The organism is Marilutibacter chinensis (assembly GCF_021725675.1).
In the GTDB taxonomy this organism is placed as follows: domain Bacteria; phylum Pseudomonadota; class Gammaproteobacteria; order Xanthomonadales; family Xanthomonadaceae; genus Marilutibacter; species Marilutibacter chinensis.
In genome coordinates, this window is the sequence record NZ_JAKJPO010000001.1 from 710,271 (window position 1) to 727,491 (window position 17,221).

At 69.9% G+C, this 17,221-nt stretch carries 17 protein-coding genes; 5 read left to right on the forward strand and 12 right to left on the reverse strand.

Annotated elements, in window-relative coordinates:
- The first annotated feature begins 300 nt into the window (after nucleotides 1-300).
- The 4 genes from L3V18_RS03165 (at nucleotide 301) to L3V18_RS03180 (ending at nucleotide 2,884) form a co-directional block, all read left to right on the forward strand.
- Complete coding sequence (locus tag L3V18_RS03165) at nucleotides 301-930, forward strand: methylthioribulose 1-phosphate dehydratase (RefSeq protein ID WP_237053141.1); 630 nt, start codon at nucleotides 301-303, stop codon at nucleotides 928-930.
- Nucleotides 931-1,043: 113 nt separating this feature from the next.
- On the forward strand, nucleotides 1,044-1,586 hold the full coding sequence (locus L3V18_RS03170) for a 1,2-dihydroxy-3-keto-5-methylthiopentene dioxygenase (RefSeq protein WP_237053142.1): 543 nt from the start codon (nucleotides 1,044-1,046) through the stop codon (nucleotides 1,584-1,586).
- Between the two features lie 111 nt (nucleotides 1,587-1,697).
- Nucleotides 1,698-2,396 (forward strand): acireductone synthase, encoded by a 699-nt coding sequence (mtnC, locus tag L3V18_RS03175; RefSeq protein ID WP_237053143.1) that lies wholly within the window; start codon nucleotides 1,698-1,700, stop codon nucleotides 2,394-2,396.
- Nucleotides 2,393-2,884 (forward strand): GNAT family N-acetyltransferase, encoded by a 492-nt coding sequence (locus L3V18_RS03180; protein WP_237053144.1) that lies wholly within the window; start codon nucleotides 2,393-2,395, stop codon nucleotides 2,882-2,884. Before mtnC ends, L3V18_RS03180 begins: the two co-directional genes overlap by 4 nt.
- Before the next feature lie 234 nt (nucleotides 2,885-3,118).
- Here L3V18_RS03180 and L3V18_RS03185 read toward each other — a convergent pair whose 3' ends face one another.
- The 11 genes from L3V18_RS03185 to L3V18_RS03235 form a co-directional block, all read right to left on the reverse strand.
- Nucleotides 3,119-3,715 carry a YdeI/OmpD-associated family protein gene (locus tag L3V18_RS03185; protein WP_237053145.1) on the reverse strand — a complete coding sequence of 199 codons (597 nt, stop codon included), beginning with the start codon at nucleotides 3,713-3,715 and terminating at the stop codon, nucleotides 3,119-3,121.
- A 34-nt stretch (nucleotides 3,716-3,749) separates the two neighbouring features.
- A complete protein-coding gene (locus L3V18_RS03190; RefSeq protein ID WP_237053146.1) occupies nucleotides 3,750-5,411 on the reverse strand; it encodes a calcineurin-like phosphoesterase C-terminal domain-containing protein in 1,662 nt (553 codons plus the stop codon).
- 129 nt (nucleotides 5,412-5,540) lie between these two features.
- On the reverse strand, nucleotides 5,541-6,149 hold the full coding sequence (hisIE, locus tag L3V18_RS03195) for a bifunctional phosphoribosyl-AMP cyclohydrolase/phosphoribosyl-ATP diphosphatase HisIE (protein WP_237053698.1): 609 nt from the start codon (nucleotides 6,147-6,149) through the stop codon (nucleotides 5,541-5,543).
- Nucleotides 6,150-6,186: 37 nt separating this feature from the next.
- The gene (gene hisF, locus L3V18_RS03200; RefSeq protein WP_237053147.1) at nucleotides 6,187-6,963 is read right to left on the reverse strand and encodes an imidazole glycerol phosphate synthase subunit HisF; all 777 of its coding nucleotides are present in this window, start codon (nucleotides 6,961-6,963) and stop codon (nucleotides 6,187-6,189) included.
- Nucleotides 6,957-7,718: a 1-(5-phosphoribosyl)-5-[(5-phosphoribosylamino)methylideneamino]imidazole-4-carboxamide isomerase gene (gene hisA, locus L3V18_RS03205; RefSeq protein ID WP_237053148.1), complete on the reverse strand. Its 762-nt coding sequence runs from the start codon at nucleotides 7,716-7,718 to the stop codon at nucleotides 6,957-6,959. The genes hisF and hisA overlap by 7 nt, the downstream gene beginning before the upstream one ends.
- A complete protein-coding gene (gene hisH / locus L3V18_RS03210) occupies nucleotides 7,715-8,329 on the reverse strand; it encodes an imidazole glycerol phosphate synthase subunit HisH (RefSeq protein WP_237053149.1) in 615 nt (204 codons plus the stop codon). Before hisH ends, hisA begins: the two co-directional genes overlap by 4 nt.
- Nucleotides 8,330-8,339: 10 nt before the next feature.
- Nucleotides 8,340-9,467: a bifunctional histidinol-phosphatase/imidazoleglycerol-phosphate dehydratase HisB gene (gene hisB, locus L3V18_RS03215; RefSeq protein WP_237053699.1), complete on the reverse strand. Its 1,128-nt coding sequence runs from the start codon at nucleotides 9,465-9,467 to the stop codon at nucleotides 8,340-8,342.
- An 8-nt stretch (nucleotides 9,468-9,475) separates the two neighbouring features.
- A complete protein-coding gene (gene hisC / locus L3V18_RS03220; protein WP_237053150.1) occupies nucleotides 9,476-10,591 on the reverse strand; it encodes a histidinol-phosphate transaminase in 1,116 nt (371 codons plus the stop codon).
- Entirely contained in the window at nucleotides 10,588-11,898 is a 1,311-nt protein-coding gene (gene hisD / locus L3V18_RS03225; protein ID WP_237053151.1) for a histidinol dehydrogenase, read from the reverse strand. The genes hisC and hisD overlap by 4 nt, the downstream gene beginning before the upstream one ends.
- Nucleotides 11,895-12,869, reverse strand: a complete 975-nt coding sequence (hisG, locus tag L3V18_RS03230) for an ATP phosphoribosyltransferase (RefSeq protein WP_237053152.1) — start codon at nucleotides 12,867-12,869, stop codon at nucleotides 11,895-11,897. The genes hisD and hisG overlap by 4 nt, the downstream gene beginning before the upstream one ends.
- Before the next feature lie 16 nt (nucleotides 12,870-12,885).
- Nucleotides 12,886-13,194, reverse strand: a complete 309-nt coding sequence (locus tag L3V18_RS03235) for a YerC/YecD family TrpR-related protein (protein ID WP_237053153.1) — start codon at nucleotides 13,192-13,194, stop codon at nucleotides 12,886-12,888.
- A 170-nt stretch (nucleotides 13,195-13,364) separates the two neighbouring features.
- Between L3V18_RS03235 and L3V18_RS03240 the strand changes: the two genes are divergently transcribed.
- Nucleotides 13,365-15,200 carry a sensor domain-containing diguanylate cyclase gene (locus tag L3V18_RS03240; protein WP_237053154.1) on the forward strand — a complete coding sequence of 612 codons (1,836 nt, stop codon included), beginning with the start codon at nucleotides 13,365-13,367 and terminating at the stop codon, nucleotides 15,198-15,200.
- A gap of 16 nt (nucleotides 15,201-15,216) precedes the next feature.
- Here the strand turns inward: L3V18_RS03240 and L3V18_RS03245 are convergent, their stop codons facing one another.
- Complete coding sequence (locus tag L3V18_RS03245; protein WP_237053155.1) at nucleotides 15,217-17,133, reverse strand: HAL/PAL/TAL family ammonia-lyase; 1,917 nt, start codon at nucleotides 17,131-17,133, stop codon at nucleotides 15,217-15,219.
- Nucleotides 17,134-17,221 lie beyond the last annotated feature (88 nt).

A 17,221-nucleotide genomic window follows, 5' to 3' on the forward strand; every position in this document is an offset into this window, starting at 1 on the left:
AATTAAGCTCCCGAAGTTTGCGTTGCAAACTTCGGGCCCCAGGCCATGCCTCCAATCCCCCGCTCGCGCCTGCGGCGCGAGCCGCCCCCTTACCAAGGGGGAGCATGGCATTGCCGCCTTGCGGCCATGCCACCCCAAGGTTCGCTGCGCAAACCTTGGGTCCCGGCTCGTACTCCCAATCCCCCGCTCGCGCCTGCGGCGCGAGCCGCCCCCTTACCAAGGGGGCTTGAAGCGCCGGCCAACTGTCCGGAAGCCGCCGGCTTCCCCTCGCACACCCACCACGCACGCTAGAATTGCGGCATGAGCGCTCTCCCCTACGACCCCGCCCGCCTGTCCCATTGCGCGGGCGAACTGATCGTCAACATCCGCGAGCTGTCCGAACGCGGCTGGACCCCGGCGACCAGCAGCAACTTCTCGCTGCGGATGGACGACGAGCACGTCGCGATCACCGTATCCGGACGCGACAAGGGCAAGCTGACCGAGGCCGACATCATGGTCGTCGACCTCGACGGCCAGCCGGTCGCCACCGACAGGAAGTCCTCCGCCGAGACCCTGCTGCACACCCGCCTGTACCGGCGCTTCCCGGAGATCGGCTGCGTCCTGCACACCCATTCGCTGGTCCAGACCGTGGCTTCGCGCCTGTTTTCCGGCAACGGCCACATCCACCTGGAAGGCTACGAGCTCTTGAAAGCCTTCGCCGGCAACACCACCCACGAGATGACGGTCGAGCTGCCGGTGCTGCCCAACAGCCAGGACATGCCGACCCTCGCCGCCCAGGTCGACGCGCTGCTCGATGCCCAGCCGATGTGGGGCTACCTGATCGACGGCCACGGCCTCTACGCGTGGGGCCGCGACATGGCCGAGGCCCGCCGGCACCTGGAGGCGTTCGAGTTCCTGCTCGGCTGCGAGCTGGAAATGAGGAAATTCTGAGGCCGGTCCCGGCCTGCGGCGGACCGGGAGCGTCGGCCGCGCCGGTCCGCAACCGCGCCCGTCCCGGGCGCGAAACCGCCGGAATGGCCCGGCGGAACCTGGAGGAAACACGAGTGAGCCGCCTGCGCATATTCTCCGACCACGACCCATCGGCACCGCACCTGACGACGCACGACCATGCCGAGATGGCCCGCGAACTCGGTCGCATCGGCGTCTCGTTCGAACAATGGCAGGCCACGCAACCGGTCCGGCCGGGCGATGCGCCGGAAGCGATCATGGACGCCTACCGCGCCGACATCGACCGCCTGGTCGCCGAGCGCGGCTTCCGTACCGTCGACGTGGTCAGCATCGCGCCGGACAACCCGCAGCGCGAGGCGATGCGCGGCAAGTTCCTCGACGAGCATTTCCACAAGGAGGACGAGGTCCGCTTCTTCGTCGCCGGCTCGGGTCTGTTCACCCTGCATGTCGACGACAAGGTCTACGAGATCCTGTGCGAAGCCGGCGACCTGATCGGGGTTCCCGACGGCACCACCCACTGGTTCGACATGGGGCCTGAACCGAGCTTCGTCGCGATCCGCTTCTTCACCGAACCCGACGGCTGGGTCGGCCACTTCACCGGCACCGACATCGCGCAGAAGTTCCCGCGCTACGAGTGATTCCTTCCCGCCACGGATGTCGCGGATCAATACGGATATGGCGTTCTGGAATGCGCTGCGCCTTATCCGAATGCATCCGCGTTGACCCGCAGCCCCGAATGCCCTGAGCCAATGCCAAAAGCCATCCTCACCGACATCGAAGGCACCACCAGCAGCATCTCCTTCGTCAAGGACGTGCTGTTCCCGTACGCACGCCGCGCCCTGCCCGGCTTCGTGCAGGCGCGCGGCAACGAGCCGGGGGTGCGCAAGTGGCTGGACGCGGTGGCGACCGAGAACGGCGGCATCTGCAGCGACCGCATGATCGTCGAGGTGCTGCAGGGCTGGATCGACGAGGACCGCAAGCACACCGCGCTCAAGGCCCTGCAGGGGATGATCTGGGCCGACGGCTACCGCAGCGCCGACTTCACCGCGCACATCTATCCGGATGCGGCCGCCACGCTGGAAGCCTGGCACGCCGCCGGCCTGCCGCTGTACGTGTACTCGTCCGGCAGCGTGCCGGCGCAGCGGCTGTTCTTCGGCCACAGCGATGCCGGCGATCTGACCGGGCTGTTCTCCGGCTGGTTCGATACCGAGATCGGCGGCAAGCGCGAGGCCGACAGCTACCGCCGCATCGTCGAGGCGATCGGTGTTCCCGCCGGCGAGGTCCTGTTCCTGTCAGACGTGGTCGAGGAGCTCGACGCCGCCCGCGAGGCCGGCCTGGCCACCGCGCTGATCGACCGCCGCGACGACTACCCGCAGCCGCGCGAGGGCGACGCGGCCCATGGCCACCCGCGCAGCGAGACCTTCGACGCACTCGGCGTCGGGCCGTGAACGCCGGCAAGTCCGGCTCGCTGGCCGGCATTGCGTTCCGCGAGGCGCAGGCCGACGACCTCCCGGCGATCGTGAGGCTGCTGGCCGACGACGCGCTGGGCCGCGAACGCGAACGTTATGCCGTGCCGCTTCCCGATACCTATCGCGTGGCGTTCGAATCGATCGCGGGCGACCCGAACAACACCCTGATCGTCGCTGTCGACGGCGCTGACGAGATCGTGGGCGTTCTCCAGCTCACCGTGATTCCATCGCTGACCTACCAGGGCCGATCCCGCGCGTTGATCGAAGGCGTTCGCATCGCCGCGTCCATGCGCGGCCGTGGGCTGGGCCGGGAGATGTTCGGATGGGCGACCGGGCTCGCCCGGGAACGCGGCTGTCGTCTGCTCCAGCTGACCACCGACAAGCGCCGCCCCGACGCGCTGCGGTTCTACCAGTCGCTGGGATTCGTCGCCTCGCATGAAGGCATGAAGCTCGAGCTTCAGGATTGACCGGGAACCCATCATTCCCTTAGGAGCGGCGTAAGCCGCGATCGGGCTTGCATGGGAAGGCTTCATCGCGGCTCACGCCGCTCCTACACGTGGAGGCGAGCGACCCTGCCCCCTGAGTCAGGGGGGCGATTCGCATCGCAGATGCGAATGGAGGTGTGGGAGCGCAACGGCGGGGCCCAAGGTTTGCGAAGCAGACTTCGGGAGATGTCCGGGCGCAGCCGACATCATCCCCGTTCAGCCGTGCAGCTTCTCGCCCCGCGCCAGCATCGCCGCGAACCTCTCCGCGCGGGCAACTCGGGTCTCGGCCTTCTTCGCGGTCTGCACCCGCCAGCAGAACGCATAGCGGTTGGTCCGGTCGAGCTGATCGAAGAAGGCCTGCGCCGCCGGATCGCCCGCCAGCGCCGCCTCGAGTTCGGCCGGCACCTGCATGCGGCTGGCCGACTCGTAGGCCGCCGCCCAGCGCCCGTCCGCCCGCGCCGCCTCGACCTCGCGCAGGCCGCCTTCGCGCATCCGCCCGGCCGCGATCAGTGCCTCGGCCTTGCCGACGTTGATCTTCGACCACACGCTGCCGGGACGACGCGGAGTGAAGCGCTGCAGGAAGAACCGCGCGTCGCAGGCGCGCTTCTGGCCATCGATCCAGCCATGGCAGAGGGCGACGTCGAGCGCCTCGGCATATCCGATGCTGGTCGCGCCGCCGTCCTTCTTTGCGATCTTCAGCCACAGCCCGGCCGCACCGGGATGCGTGGACAGCCATCTGTCCCACGCGGCGACGGTGGCGAAACGCCTGACCGGCAGGTCGCCGGGCAACGCAGCGGCCGCTGGAGCTTCCATTCCGTTCCCGGCAGCCATGGTCAGCTCCCCGCGTTCATGGCTGCGCCTCGGCGAGCCGGTAATCGATACCTGCACGCTGTTCGCCCTGCCAGCGGTCGAACGCCCGCACCTCGACATGGTGAACGCCGACGTCCAGATCCGTGGGCAGCGCACCGCGCCACAGATGGCTGGATACCTCGGCGTCGGCCTGGCGATCGTAGCCGCGCAGCGTCGCCGCGGCATCGTCGGCGGCGTTCTCGGCGAGCACCCGCGGATCGGCACGCAGCACCCGCCGCATCGGCTGCCATTCGCCGCCGTCGACCCGGTATTCGACCCGGGTGTCCGCGTCGCCCATGAAAACGTTCGCATACACGCCGTAACCCGGCCAGGCACCGCGGCGCAGCACCTTCGGCGCATGCAGCGCGATGGCGTGGGTCAGGTCGCTGCGATCCGCCGGCAGCCGCGCGACCCGCCACTGCAGCGCATGGCTGCCGTCGGCCCGCACCCGCAGCCGCGCATGGCCGTTCGGAGTGCCGTCGCGCATCGTGGTGTCGGGAATCCCCTCCGCGTCCTTCACTCCGGACCAGAACGAGCCGCAGGTCGCGCCGACGTTGTACTCGTGCAGCGGATTCGCGCCATGCCAGCCGCTGTCCGGACCATGCCACACCTGCTGCTGCATGTGGCTGTGTGCGCTCAGCAGCAGCACGTGCTCGAAGGGCTGCAGCATCGCGAACAGCCGCTCGCGGTCGGCGCGACGGAAGGTCTCCTGCCCCGGTACGGTGTCGAAGAACGGGATGTGCACGGCGATCACCAGCAGGCGATCCCGTCGTGCGCGCGCCAGGTACTGCTGCAGGAACGCGAACTGGTCCTCGCGCAGTCCGCCGACGTAACGCGGGCTCTGCCCGGGCCGGTAGATCACGTCGTCGAGCACCACGAACGATGCCTGCGGCTCCTCCCAGGCGAAGGTCTCCGGGCCGTAGTGGTGGCGGAACGTCGACAGCGATGCGACGTCGTCGGGCGCGTCGAAGTCGAGGTCGTGGTTGCCGGGCACGTGCAGCCACGGAATGCCCATCCGCGCGGTGACCGCGTTCATCGCCGGGTACAGCGAGAGATCGTCGTTGACGATGTCGCCCAGGCTGATGCCCAGCGCGGCGTCGGCCCGGCCCGGTGCGGTCGACGCGGCCAGCAGCGGTTCGACGATGTCGCGGCGGTAGTAGTCGACGTCGACCTGCGATTTCGGCTGCGGATCGCCGAACACCAGCACGTCGAGTCCCCGTCCGTCCGGCGCGGCCGTCACGTCGTCGGCCGTGCGCGCAGGCCAGAGCGCGAAGTCGCGACAGCCATCGGTGCCGACCGGCACACCGCCGTACTCCAGGCCTGGGCCGGGCTCGCGCTGCAGATTGCCCCAGTAGTCCGGCAGCCCGTTCGCCCGCGTCGGCACCGCGTGCCCCGGCGGCTTGATCACGAAGCGGCTGCGGCCATCGATCGCCGGCAGCCGGTAGCGCCCGTTCGCATCCGTTTCGACGATGACGGCGCCATCGGACACCTTCACCCCGGCCAGCCCGGGCTCGCCGGCATCGCGATGGCCATCGCGGTCGGCATCCAGATACACGGTGCCGCCATCGCAATCCGGCGCCGCGGTACGCGCCGTCGCGGGCCGCCCGGCCGCCAACGCGACCGCTACGGCAAGAACCGCCCAGGCGCACGTCATTCGCATCGGGATCGGCTCCATCATCGGCTCTCGTTCAGGGGAGGCCGATTATGCCCGCCGGCCGCGACAACAGAGCGACACAGGGCCGGTCCTGACGGATCGACTGGCCGATCGACTGGCTCATCGACTGGCGGATCACCCAGAGCCGTGCCGCCGCCGCAGCACCGCGACGGCGTCGGACAACGCGAGGCCGCGCGCGCGTAACAGCACCAGCAGATGGTAGAGCAGGTCCGCGGACTCGTCGCCCAACGCCGCCTCGTCCTGCGCGACCGCGGCCAGCGCCGTTTCCACGCCCTCCTCTCCGACCTTCTGTGCGATCGCACGGGTGCCGGCATCGAACAGCCGGGTGGTGTAGCTGCCTGCCGGGCGCTCCTTTTCACGCTGCTCGACCACGGCGCCGAGTTCGGCGAGGAAGTCGCCGGGCGCGTCAGGGAAGCAACTGGGGCTGCCCAGGTGGCAGGTCGGCCCATTCGGCCGAGCCAGCACCAGCAGGGTGTCGCCGTCGCAGTCGGCCTGCAGCGAAACCAGGTCCAGGAAATGGCCGGAGGACTCGCCCTTGGTCCACAACCGCCGCTTGCTGCGACTGAAGAAGGTGACCCGTCGCGATGCCAGCGTCGCCTCCAGTGCACCGCGGTCCATGTAGCCCAGCATCAGCACCCGCAGCGTTTCCGCGTCCTGCACGACCGCCGGCAGCAGCCCGCCCTGTTTGTCCCAGGCCAGCCGGTCGAGCTGGAAGTCCGCCATCGAAGCCGCGGCCTTCCGCAGACAGCCCGCTTGGTTCTCACCCTCCATCGCGCACCTCGATTCCCTGACTCCGCAGTTCGCGCTTCAGCGCGGGAATGGCGATCGTGCCGGAGTGGAACACGCTGGCCGCGAGCGCACCGTCGACATCGGCGTGGCGGAAGACCTCGGCGAAATGCGCCGCCGCGCCGGCGCCGCCGGATGCGATCAGCGGCACCTCGCACAAAGAGCGCGCGGCCTGCAGCTGCCCGATGTCGTAGCCGCCGCGCACGCCGTCGCTGCCCATGCAGTTGAGCACGATCTCACCGGCACCCAGCCGCTGCGCCTCGACCAGCCAGTCGAGCGTGCGCCGGGCCAGCGCCCGCATCTTCGCAGGGTCCCCGCTGTACTGGCGCACCCGCCACTGGCCATCTTCGTCGCGCAGGCTGTCGATCCCGACCACCACGCACTGCACCCCGAACGCGTCGGCAATCTCGGCGATCAGCGCCGGCCGTTCCAGCGCCGGCGTGTTGATCGAGATCTTGTCCGCGCCGGCGTACAGCACGCTGCGCGCATCCTCGACGCTGCGGATTCCGCCGGCGACGCAGAACGGGATGTCGATCGTACGCGCGACCCGCTCGACCCAGTCGCGGTCGACCCGGCGCCGCTCCGGACTGGCGGTGATGTCGTAGAACACCAGCTCGTCGGCGCCTTCGTCGCGATAGCGCAGCGCCAGCCCGACGATGTCGCCCATGTCGATGTGGTCGCGGAAGCGTACGCCCTTGACGACACGCCCGTCGCGCACGTCCAGGCACGGGATGATGCGGCGGCTCAGCACGGCGGAGCCTCCAGCGCCAGCGCCGCCGGCAGGTCGAGGCGGCCGTCGAGCAGGGCCTTGCCGAGCACCGCCCCACTGCAGCCGGCCTCGCGCGCGGCGCGCACGTCCTCGACGTCGCGGATGCCGCCGGAAGCCTGCAGGCGCAGCTCCGGTGCGATCTCCAGCACGTGCCGGTACAGCCCGAGGTTGGGCCCGCGCAGGGTGCCGTCGCGGTCGATGTCGGTACACAGCAGGTGTCGCAGGCCCGCATCGGCGTAGCGGCGCAGCAGGGTATCGAGCCCGGCTTCGGCGGTCGCGGTCCAGCCGGAAATCGGCAGGCGCCAGCGGCCGGCATCGTCTCGGCGGGTATCCAGTGCCACCGTGACGCGATCGGTACCGAGCTGCGTCGCCCAGTCGATCACCCGTTCCGGCTCGCTCACCGCCAGCGAACCGATCACGACGCGGTCCGCGCCCGCGGCCAGCATCGCCGCGATGCCGTCGCGGTCGCGCACGCCGCCACCGGTCTGGACCTTCAACGCCGTCGTCGCCTTGATGGCCTCCAGCAGCGGCAGCAGGGTGTAGCCGCCGACCCGGGCGGCGTCGAGATCGACCAGGTGCAACCAGCGCGCACCGGCCTCGGCATGGCGCTGTGCGGTTTCCAGCGGTGTCGATGGGTAGCGGGTCTCGCGGTCGTAGTCGCCCTGCAGCAGCCTGACCACGCGGCCGTCGCGAACGTCGATCGCCGGCAGGACCCGGAACGGGGCGGCCCACGTCATGCCGCCGCCCTCGCCTCGCCCCGGGCGATGAAGTTCTCGAGGATGCGTGCGCCGGTGGCGGCCGAGCGCTCGGGATGGAACTGCGCACCGAAGCGGTTGCCGCGGCCACAGACGGCAGCGAACCGGCGTCCGTGGCTGCAACTGGCCAGGGTATCCGCACTCACCGGCGCTGCGTAGCCGTGGACGAAGTACGCGTAGGCGCCGGGCTCGATGCCTGCCAGCAGCGCACTGTCGGCGTCGATATCCAGGGCATTCCAGCCCATGTGCGGGACCCGCAGCCCGGGGCCACCCTCGAGCCGGGTGACGCGTCCGGGCAACAGACCGAGGCAATCGACATCGCCCTCTTCCGACGACTCGTACAGCAGTTGCATACCCAGGCAGATCCCGAGCAGCGGCTGACGCAGGCCACGGATGACTTCGACCAGATCCAGCCGCCGCAGCCGCGCCATCGCCGCGGCCGCCGCGCCCACTCCAGGCAGGATCACCCGGTCCGCGGCCCGGATCCGGTCGGGATCCGCGCTCAGCACCGCATCCACGCCGAGCCGCTCCAGCGCATAGCGCACCGAACCGATGTTCGCGCCGCCGGAATCGATCACCACCACCTGCATCACAGCTCTCCCATCACAGCAACCCCTTGGTGCTGGGCAGCTCGTTGCCCTCGCGCCGGATCGCCTGGCGCAACGCACGGGCGAACGCCTTGAAGCAGGCCTCGACCTGATGATGGTCGTTGTCGCCGTCGACCCGCAGGTTCAGATTGATCCCGGCGGTTTCGCACAGCGAACGGAAGAAGTGCGGCACCATCTGCGCCGACAGTCCTCCGATCCGCTCACTGCGGAACGTACCTTCGAACACCAGGTAGGGACGGCCGGAGAAGTCCAGCGCGACGCTGGCCAGCGATTCATCCATCGGCAGGGTGAACCCATGTCCGCCGCCGTTGCCCGCCACGGGCCCGGAACCTTCGGACGGATCGAATCCGTAACGGCCGATCCCGCGCTTGTCGCCCAGCGCCTCGCGCAGTGCCTGGCCCAACGCCAGTGCGCAGTCCTCGACGGTGTGGTGCTCGTCGATGTGCAGATCGCCCTCGCAACTCAGCGTCAGCGCGAAACCGCCGTGCTTGCCGAGCTGTTCGAGCATGTGGTCGAAGAAGCCGATCCCGGTCGACACGCGCGGCTCGGCTGCGCGGTCGAGGTCGACTTCGACCTCGATCCGGGTCTCGCGGGTGTTGCGGCTGATCTTCGCCGTCCGCGGCGCGTCGGCCAGCGCGTGCGCGATCCCCGCCCAGTCCCAGTCGCCACCGAACTCGCCGTTGCGCAGCTGGAACGCGCGGATGCCCAGGTTGCGCGCGAACGCGTTGTCGGTGGGACGGTCGCCGACCATTGCCGACCGCGTCCAGTCGACGCTGCGATCCTTCAGGTAGTGCAGCACCAGTCCGATCCCCGGCTTGCGGGTGAGCGCGTTGTCGTCCGGGAAGCTGGTGTCGATCAGCACCTCGCGGAACACGATGCCCTGGCTCTCGAACAGCTGCATCATCAGCGCGTGCGGCCCCTCGAAGCTCTCGCGCGGGTAGGCTTCGGTGCCCAGCCCGTCCTGGTTGCTGACCATCACGAACTGGTAGCCGGCGTCGCGCAGTCGCAGCAATGCCGGCACCACGCCGTCGACGAAGCGCAGTTTCTCGTAGCTGTCGATCTGGTGGTCGGGCGGCTCGGCGATCAGGGTGCCGTCGCGGTCGACGAACAGGATCGGTCGCAGTGCGCTGCTCATGCGACCGCCACCCGGGCTCCGGCGCCGCTTCCACGCCGCAACACTTCCAGCACCTGCGCGCTCTGCTCGGGGGTGCCGATGCTGATCCTGAGGGCGTCCCCGAGCGCGTCCTGGGCACGCATGTCGCGGACCACCACGCCGGCATCGAGCAACCGGCGGCACACGCCCCCGGCATCGTCGAACCGAACGAGCAGGAAATTGGCGCGCGACGGATACGCCCGGCGCACGCCCGGCAGGCTCCGCAACGCGGCATACAGGCGCTGGCGCTCGTCAACCGTCGCCTGTACGCGGCCGACGGTGACGTCGCGGGCGGCACGGGAGACGGCAGCCAGCGCCGCTTCGACGCAGGGCAGCGGCAGCGGATACGGCGCCTGGCAACGCTGCAGCACGCCAATCAGCGCGTCCGCCGCGATCACCGTGCCGATCCGCGCGGCGGCCAGCGCGTGCGCCTTCGACAGCGTGCGCAGGACCGCGACGTTGTCGAACTCGTCCAGCAGGCTCGCCAGCGAAGCCGCCTGCGCGTATTCGATGTAGGCCTCGTCGACCACGACCACCGCCCGGCCCCGCAGGCGCGAGGCAAGCCGGCGGATCGCATCGCGCGGCAACAGGGTGCCGGACGGGTTGCCGGGCGAGCACAGGAACACGATCCGCGCCGCCGCGCGCTCGCTGGCGGCGGCGACCGCCTCGAAATCGCACTCGAAGCCGTCGGCGGTGTCCAGCAACGGCACGTCGACGACCCGGGCACCGTGCAGCCGCGCGCACACGGCGTACATGCCGAAGGTGGGCGAGGTGATCACGACCGCATCGGCGCCGGGACGGCAGAGCGCGCGGATCAGCAGATCGATGCCCTCGTCGCTGCCTCGCCCGACCAGCACCTGCGACGGTGCGACCCCGTACATGCCGGCGAGTGCCTCGCGCAAGGCCTGTGGCTGCGGCTCCGGATAGCGGCGCAGTCCGGCGCCCGCCGCGGCCGGGCTGTCCCAGGCCGATTCGTTGGCGTTGAGCCATATCCGGCCCTCGGTCCGGTCGCTGCGCGCGGAGCGGTAACCGGCGAAGTCGCGCAGATCGGGGCGGACCAGGTCGAGCACGCCGTTGACCGTGTCCGCGCTCATGCCGCAGCCTCCAGGCGCAGGGTGACCGCGCGCCGGTGCGCCTCCAGCCCTTCGGCGGCGGCCAGTTCGGCCGCGCACGGGCCGATCGCCGCCAATCCGCGCGGCTGCACTTCCTGCACGGTGATCGCGACCTGGAAACTGGCGACGCTGACGCCGCTGCAGTAACGGGCGGCACCCGCGGTCGGCAGCACGTGATTGGTGCCGCTGCAGTAATCGCCGAGCGCCTCCGGAGCCCAGTCGCCGAGGAACACCGAGCCCGCCGCCTGCACCCGGTCCAGCTGGGCACGCGCGTCGCGCAGGGCCAGGATCAGGTGCTCGGGCGCATAGCGGTTGCTGATGTCGAACGCCTGTTGCAGCGATTCGACATGGATCAGGTAGGAGCCGGCCAGCGCCTGCCGGGCGATCCCTTCGCGCGGCAGCGCCTTCAGCTGTTGCTCCAGCGCCCGCCCGACCCGCTCGATCAGCGCCGGATCGTCGCTGAGCAGCAGCACCTGGGAATCGGGACCATGCTCGGCCTGCGACAGCAGGTCGGCGGCGACGAAGGCCGGGTTCGCGCCGGCATCGGCGATCACCAGCACCTCCGACGGGCCGGCCGGCATGTCGATGCCGACCGCGCCGCCCGCGGACACCTGCCGCTTGGCCTCGGTGACCCATCCATTGCCGGGCCCGAACAGCTTGTCGCAGGCAGGCACGCCGGCAGCGCCGTAAGCCATCGCCGCGATCGCCTGCACCCCGCCGAGCTTGAACACCCCGCCGCGCGGCGTGCCACCGATACCGCATGCGGCAGCGGCGTACAGCACGGCTGGATCGGCGCTGCCATCGGCGCGCGGCGGCGTGCACAGCACCACGTCGCGGCAGCCGGCCAGGCGCGCAGGCACGCCCAGCATCAGCGCGGTGGACGGCAACGGCGCGGAACCGGCCGGTACGTACAATCCGACCCGCCCGATCGGGCGCAGGATGCGCTCGCAGCGGACGCCATCGGCGGTATCGACCGCGTAGGCCACGGCCATGCCGTCGCGATGGAAACGCTCGATCCGTCCGGCCGCGTCGTCGATCGCGTCGCGCAGCACCGGCGGCAGGCTGTCTGCGGCCCGCTCGAACTCGTCCTCGCCGACCTGGAAGCCGTCCAGGTCCACGCCGTCGAAACGACGCGCGTATTCGCGCAGCGCAGCCTCGCCGCGGACGCGCACGTCGTCCAGCATCGCCGCCACCGTCCGCGTCACCTCGGGCGCCTGCGCGGCAGCGGGGCGCGTCAGCACCGCCTCACGCTGCGCCGGATCGAGCCTGGCCCATTCGACGCGGTTCATGCCAGCATCCCTTCCACCGGAAGCACCAGCAGCCCGCGTGCGCCTGCCCGCTTGAGTTCCTCCAGCCGCTGCCAGGTCACCGCACCGTGGCACAGCGCCTGCAGGGCCAGGCCGTCGCCGCCGTCGATCTGCATCACCGTCGGCGCTTCCGCATCCGGCAGGAGAGGCAGCAGCGATGGAATCGCCTCGCGCGAGGCCTGGAACATCAGCAGCTTGCTGTGACGCATCCGCAGCACCCCGTCGAGCCGGCGCAGCAGCAGCTCGGCCAGCCCGGCACGGGCGTCGTCCCAGATCCCGTCAAACGCGGGCTGGCGGGGTGTCGCCTGGTCGAGACCGGATGCACCGCTCGTGGCCGATGACGGCCCGGCCAGCACCGCCTCGCTCTCCAGCAGGGTCATCACCGGCTTGAGCTGGTTCGCGGCCAGGGTCGCGCCACTGGACACCAGGTCGCATATCGCATCCGCCTGTCCGAGCCGGGGCGCGATCTCGACCGAGCCCGACAGCTCGACAACCTCGGCGGCGATTCCCTGTCCGTCCAGCCACTGGCGCAGGATCGCCGGGTAACTGGTCGCCAGGCGGGTGCCGGCGAGCTGCGCCTGCGACTGCCAGGCCCAGGTTTCCGGCACCGCGATCGCGAGCCGGCAGCCACCGAAGCCGAGCGGCCGCCATTCGCGGAACGCCTCGCTCCCACCCCCGGCCTTCAGCGCGATGTCCTGCTCGAGCAGCACGTTGCGGCCGACCACGCCCAGATCGCAGACTCCGTCGCGGATCAGGCCCGGGATGTCGTCGTCGCGGACCAGCAGCAGGTCCACGGGCAGGCTCTCGCCGTAGCAGAACAGGCGATCGCGGCTCTCGCGCCAGCTCAGCCCGCAGGCGGTCAGCAGCGCCCGGGCCGGCTCGGCCAGCCGGCCGGACTTCTGTATCGCGATCCGCAGGCGGTCGCGCGCGCCGTTGCCGGTCTTCGGATTCATCGTTCCTGCTCCGTCCTCAACGGGTTGCCGCGCGCGTGCGCGCCATCGCCATCGCATAACCGCCGGTACCGCGCTCCATCGTCCGCGCGACCCGCCCGATCGTGGTGACGCTGACCTGGGTCAGATCGTGGATCTCGCGATACGGGATCCCCCGGGCCAACAGCGGCACGACCCGCCAGCGGTCGGTCATCGCCTCCAGTTCGGCCGGGGTGCACAGGTCCTCCAGGAACGCGCGGACCTGCTCGGCCGTGCGCAGCCCGGCCAGCGCCTGGGCCAGCTCGGCCAGCGCATCCCCGGTCTCTTCATCGTGTTGGCGTCGTTTCATCGCAGCGCGCTGCCCATCTACAGAATAATGTATTAACGCGTTAATACATTATTCGACCGTGGTGGCCGTCGTCAAGCCCCTGCGTGGAACACCGGCTCTGTCCGGGCGCGCTCCGAAGTACACTCAGGGCGCCACAGGGGGTTGTTCAACTGTCACTCAAGGATTTGCGGATGCGGATCAGAGGCTTCTGGCCCGGCGTCGTGCTCGGACTCCTGCTGCTGTCCGGATTCCACGCCCACCCCGGCCATGCCAGCGAGATGGCGCCGGCACTGCTGCCCAAGGATTCGTCCGAGTTCGTCCTCGCCCCGCACGTCAGCTTCCTGCACGACGTCGCCGGTGGAATGCGCCTGGAGGATGCCGTCGCCGCACGGCGCGACGGCGCCTTCGCTCCCCTGCCCGGCGGCAACAACTCGTTCGGCTTCCAGGACGGCGCGTTCTGGTTCCACGCACGCATCGTCAACCGCGATCCCGACGAGAGTCAGTGGCTGCTGGTCCAGCAGTACCCGCTCAGCGACAGTATCGACCTTTACGCCCTGCATCCCGATGGACGGATGGAGCACCACCAGGGGGGCGATCACCGACCGTTCTCGGCACGCAGTGTCCGCTACCGGCACCCCAATTTCTGGCTGGACCTGCCAGCGGACCAGCCGGTCGACCTGTTCATCCGCATCCAGAGCGAAAGCTCGATGCAGGTCCCCCTGCGGCTTTACACGCCGACCGCGTTCGCCGAGATGTCGCGCGACGTGCAGTTCGGAATCGGCCTCTACTACGGGATCCTGCTGTCGCTGTTCTTCTACAACCTGGTGCTGTGGCTGACCACGCGCGACTCGAGCTATTTCTGGTACGTGTTCCACCTGACCGCGTTCGGACTGGTGCTGTTCACCCTCAACGGACTGGGCTTCGAATACCTGTGGCCGGACTCGGCCTGGATGGCCGACAGATCGGTGCCACTGTCGATATGCCTGGCTCAGGTCGGCGTCCAGCAGTTCGCGCGCAGGTTCCTCGACCTGCGCAACCGCTGGCCCACCGGCGACCGGGTCGGGCTCGGCCTGATCGGCTTCTTCCTGCTGCTCGGCGTCGCTTCGGCATTCCTCCCGTACCGCATCTCGACGCCGTTCGCGTCGGCGAGCGTGTTCATCAGCGTCGGCTGGGTCGCGGTGGAAGCGATCGTGGCGATCCGTCGCGGCTACGCGCCGGCACGGATATTCCTGCTTGCGTGGGCGACGTTCCTGGTCGGGACGGCGATGTTCGCCTCGGTCGCCTTCGCGCTGCTGCCGAAGACCTTCGTCACCGAGTACGGCGTGCAGATCGGCTCTGCGCTGGAGATGCTGCTGCTGTCGATCGCCCTCGGACACCGCTACGCTGCCCTGCGCAACGAGAACGAGCGCATTGTCCGCGACGCGAAACGGCAGCTCGAGCACCAGGTCGAGAAACGCACCCGCGAGCTGAGCGAGGCGCTGGGCCAGCTCGGCGATGCCCATGCACGGCTGCGCGAATCCAGCCAGCGCGACGCACTGACCGGCCTGCACACCCGCCGGCATTTCCACGAGCAGTTGGCGCCGATGCTCGAGGAGGCGCGATCCGGCGGGCGCCCGCTGTCGCTGCTGATGATCGACCTCGATCACTTCAAGGAGATCAACGACCGTCACGGCCACCTGGCCGGCGACGCCTGCCTGCGCTGGGCGGCCCATGCGATCGGCGATGCACTGCGCCCGCATCGTGCGCTGGTCGCGCGTTTCGGTGGCGAAGAGTTCGTCGCCGCCCTGCCCGATCACGATCTCGCTGCCGCCACCGCTGCGGCGGAAAAGATCCGCCACCAGCTCGACTCGGCGCCATGCGAAGCGCTCAACCGCAAGACGGTGGTGACCACCAGTATCGGCGTGCACCAGATCGACATCGCGACGGCGGGCGGGATCGACGCCGCCTTGGAGCGCGCCGACCGCGCGCTGTATCAGGCCAAGGCGGAAGGCCGCAACTGCGTGCGGACCTCCACCGTCGCCGGCTGAAACGGCGAGCTGACGCTCAGTCTACGCCGAGCGCCGAGCGGGCGGCGGCGATCACCCGCCCGTCCTCCACCAGGCGCACCGCCGTCGCGACCTCGGCATCCAGCGCGCGGTCGCGCTCGAGGAACGGAATCGCCTCGCGGATCGCCGCGTGCGCGGCCGCGACCGCGATCCCGGGGCCATACTCGCCCGACTCGGCGAGCTCGGCACGCAGACCCTCGACTTCGGCCATGAACCTGTCGCGGGCCGGCGCGTCGCTGGCCGGCATCCCGGCGACCTTGGCCGCGAGCGCGTCGGCATCGGCGTGCCGCGACAGGTCGCGAGCGGCGTTGATCATGTCCCGGCGCAGATCCAGCGCCTGCGCCGCGGTGTACAGCTCCAGCGCCAGCACCTTGCCCAGGTCGGCGACCATCGCCAGCACGTGGCGGGCTTCGTTCGCGCCCATCGACACGTGGTCCTCGGCATTGGCGCTGGTCGGGATCGAATACACGGAGGCCGGCATCGCGCGGCTGGACAGATCGTTGACGATCGCCGCCGCGGTGTACTGCACGATCATGTGGCCGGACTCGGTCGAGTCCTCGTTGCCGATCAGGAATGCCGGCAGGCCGTCGTTGGTGGCCGGGTCGACCAGCTTGTTGAGGCGGCGCTCGGAGATGCTGGCCAGCACCGGGATCGCTGCCTTCACGTAGCTCATCGCCAGCGCCAGCGGCATGCCGTGGAAATGGCCAGCGGAGATGACCTGCTCCTCGACGTGCTGCCTGTCGGCATCCGGGAACACGATCGGGTTGTCGGTCAGCGCGTTGAGCTCGATCTCCAGCACCCGCGCGGCCTGGGCGACGGCATCGCGCACCGCACCGTGCACCTGCGGGATGCAGCGCAGCGAGTAGCTGTCCTGCGGCTGGTGCTTCTTGCCGCCGCGGAACGGCCGGAACCGGGTGTAGAACTTCTCGCGGCCGTGGCGCTGGTCCAGCGGCACCCAGTCCCAGCCGATGTCGAAGCGCAGCGCATGCGCTCCCGGCAGACTCGCTGACAGCACGCTCCAGCTGTGCGGCAGCCATGGCCGGAAGCGCGGCACCAGGTGGTAGGGAATGTCCGACAGCGTCGAACCTTCGAGCAGGCGGCGCAGATTGGCCGCGACCTGGACCTGCCCCGGATGCGGGCGCAATGCGTGCACTTCCTCGGCGAACGCGCCCAGGCGGCCGGCGAAGGCGTCGATCGTCATCGCCGCGGCGAGATCGGCGGTATCGAGCAGGTCCTCCAGCCGGTGCAGCGCCAGCACGCCGCAGGCCAGCATCTGCGCGGTGCCGTTGTTCAGCGCCAGGCCTTCCTTGTAGGACAGCCGCACCGGCTCCAGACCCGCGCGCGCCAGTGCTTCACCACCCGGCATGCGTTCGCCCCGGTGGAATGCCTCGCCGCCGCCGAGCAGCACGATCGCCAGATGCGACAGCGGCGCCAGGTCGCCGGACGCACCGACCGACCCCAGCTGCGGCACCACCGGCACCACGCCGGCATTGAGCATCGCGGTCAACGCCTGCAGGGTCTCCACCCGCACGCCCGAGTGCCCGCGCAGCAGCGTGTTGATGCGGATGCACAGCATCGCGCGCACCACCTCGGGCGCGAACGGCTCGCCGACGCAGACCGCATGGGTGACGATCAGGTTGCGCTGCAGTTCCTCGTGCAGGGTCTCGTCGCTGGCGGCCACGCCCGGCAACGCCTCGCGCAGGCGGTGCGCGCCGAGCAGGCGGTCGGCGTTGCTGCCGAATCCGGTGGAAACGCCGTAGATCGGTTCCTCGCGGCGGACCTGCTCGGCCAGGAATTCGGCCGCGCGCGCCACCGCCGGCAACTGTTCCGGCGCGAGTTCGACGTGCGCGCCGTAGGCGACGTCCACCAGTTGCGTCCGCGTCAGCGAGCGGCCATCGAGTCTGATCGGTTTCATTGAGTCTTCAAAAGCCCTTGAGCCGCGGATCGACGCGGATGAACGCGAACGGATCCGAATGAACGAAATGCCTTATCCGCGTTCATCC

Excerpts from the sequence above, each read along its gene's own strand:
- hisA (WP_237053148.1), bottom strand. The coding sequence starts at position 7,718 with ATGACGTGGGCCGCCCCGTTCCGGGTCCTGCCGGCGATCGACGTTCGC.
- hisD (WP_237053151.1), bottom strand. The coding sequence starts at position 11,898 with ATGAACCGCGTCGAATGGGCCAGGCTCGATCCGGCGCAGCGTGAGGCG.
- L3V18_RS03190 (WP_237053146.1), bottom strand. The coding sequence starts at position 5,411 with ATGCGAATGACGTGCGCCTGGGCGGTTCTTGCCGTAGCGGTCGCGTTG.
- hisC (WP_237053150.1), bottom strand. The coding sequence starts at position 10,591 with ATGAGCGCGGACACGGTCAACGGCGTGCTCGACCTGGTCCGCCCCGAT.
- mtnC (WP_237053143.1), top strand. The coding sequence starts at position 1,698 with ATGCCAAAAGCCATCCTCACCGACATCGAAGGCACCACCAGCAGCATC.
- L3V18_RS03165 (WP_237053141.1), top strand. The coding sequence starts at position 301 with ATGAGCGCTCTCCCCTACGACCCCGCCCGCCTGTCCCATTGCGCGGGC.
- L3V18_RS03240 (WP_237053154.1), top strand. The coding sequence starts at position 13,365 with ATGCGGATCAGAGGCTTCTGGCCCGGCGTCGTGCTCGGACTCCTGCTG.
- hisIE (WP_237053698.1), bottom strand. The coding sequence starts at position 6,149 with ATGGCGGACTTCCAGCTCGACCGGCTGGCCTGGGACAAACAGGGCGGG.
- hisG (WP_237053152.1), bottom strand. The coding sequence starts at position 12,869 with ATGAATCCGAAGACCGGCAACGGCGCGCGCGACCGCCTGCGGATCGCG.
- L3V18_RS03185 (WP_237053145.1), bottom strand. The coding sequence starts at position 3,715 with ATGGAAGCTCCAGCGGCCGCTGCGTTGCCCGGCGACCTGCCGGTCAGG.
- L3V18_RS03245 (WP_237053155.1), bottom strand. The coding sequence starts at position 17,133 with ATGAAACCGATCAGACTCGATGGCCGCTCGCTGACGCGGACGCAACTG.
- L3V18_RS03235 (WP_237053153.1), bottom strand. The coding sequence starts at position 13,194 with ATGAAACGACGCCAACACGATGAAGAGACCGGGGATGCGCTGGCCGAG.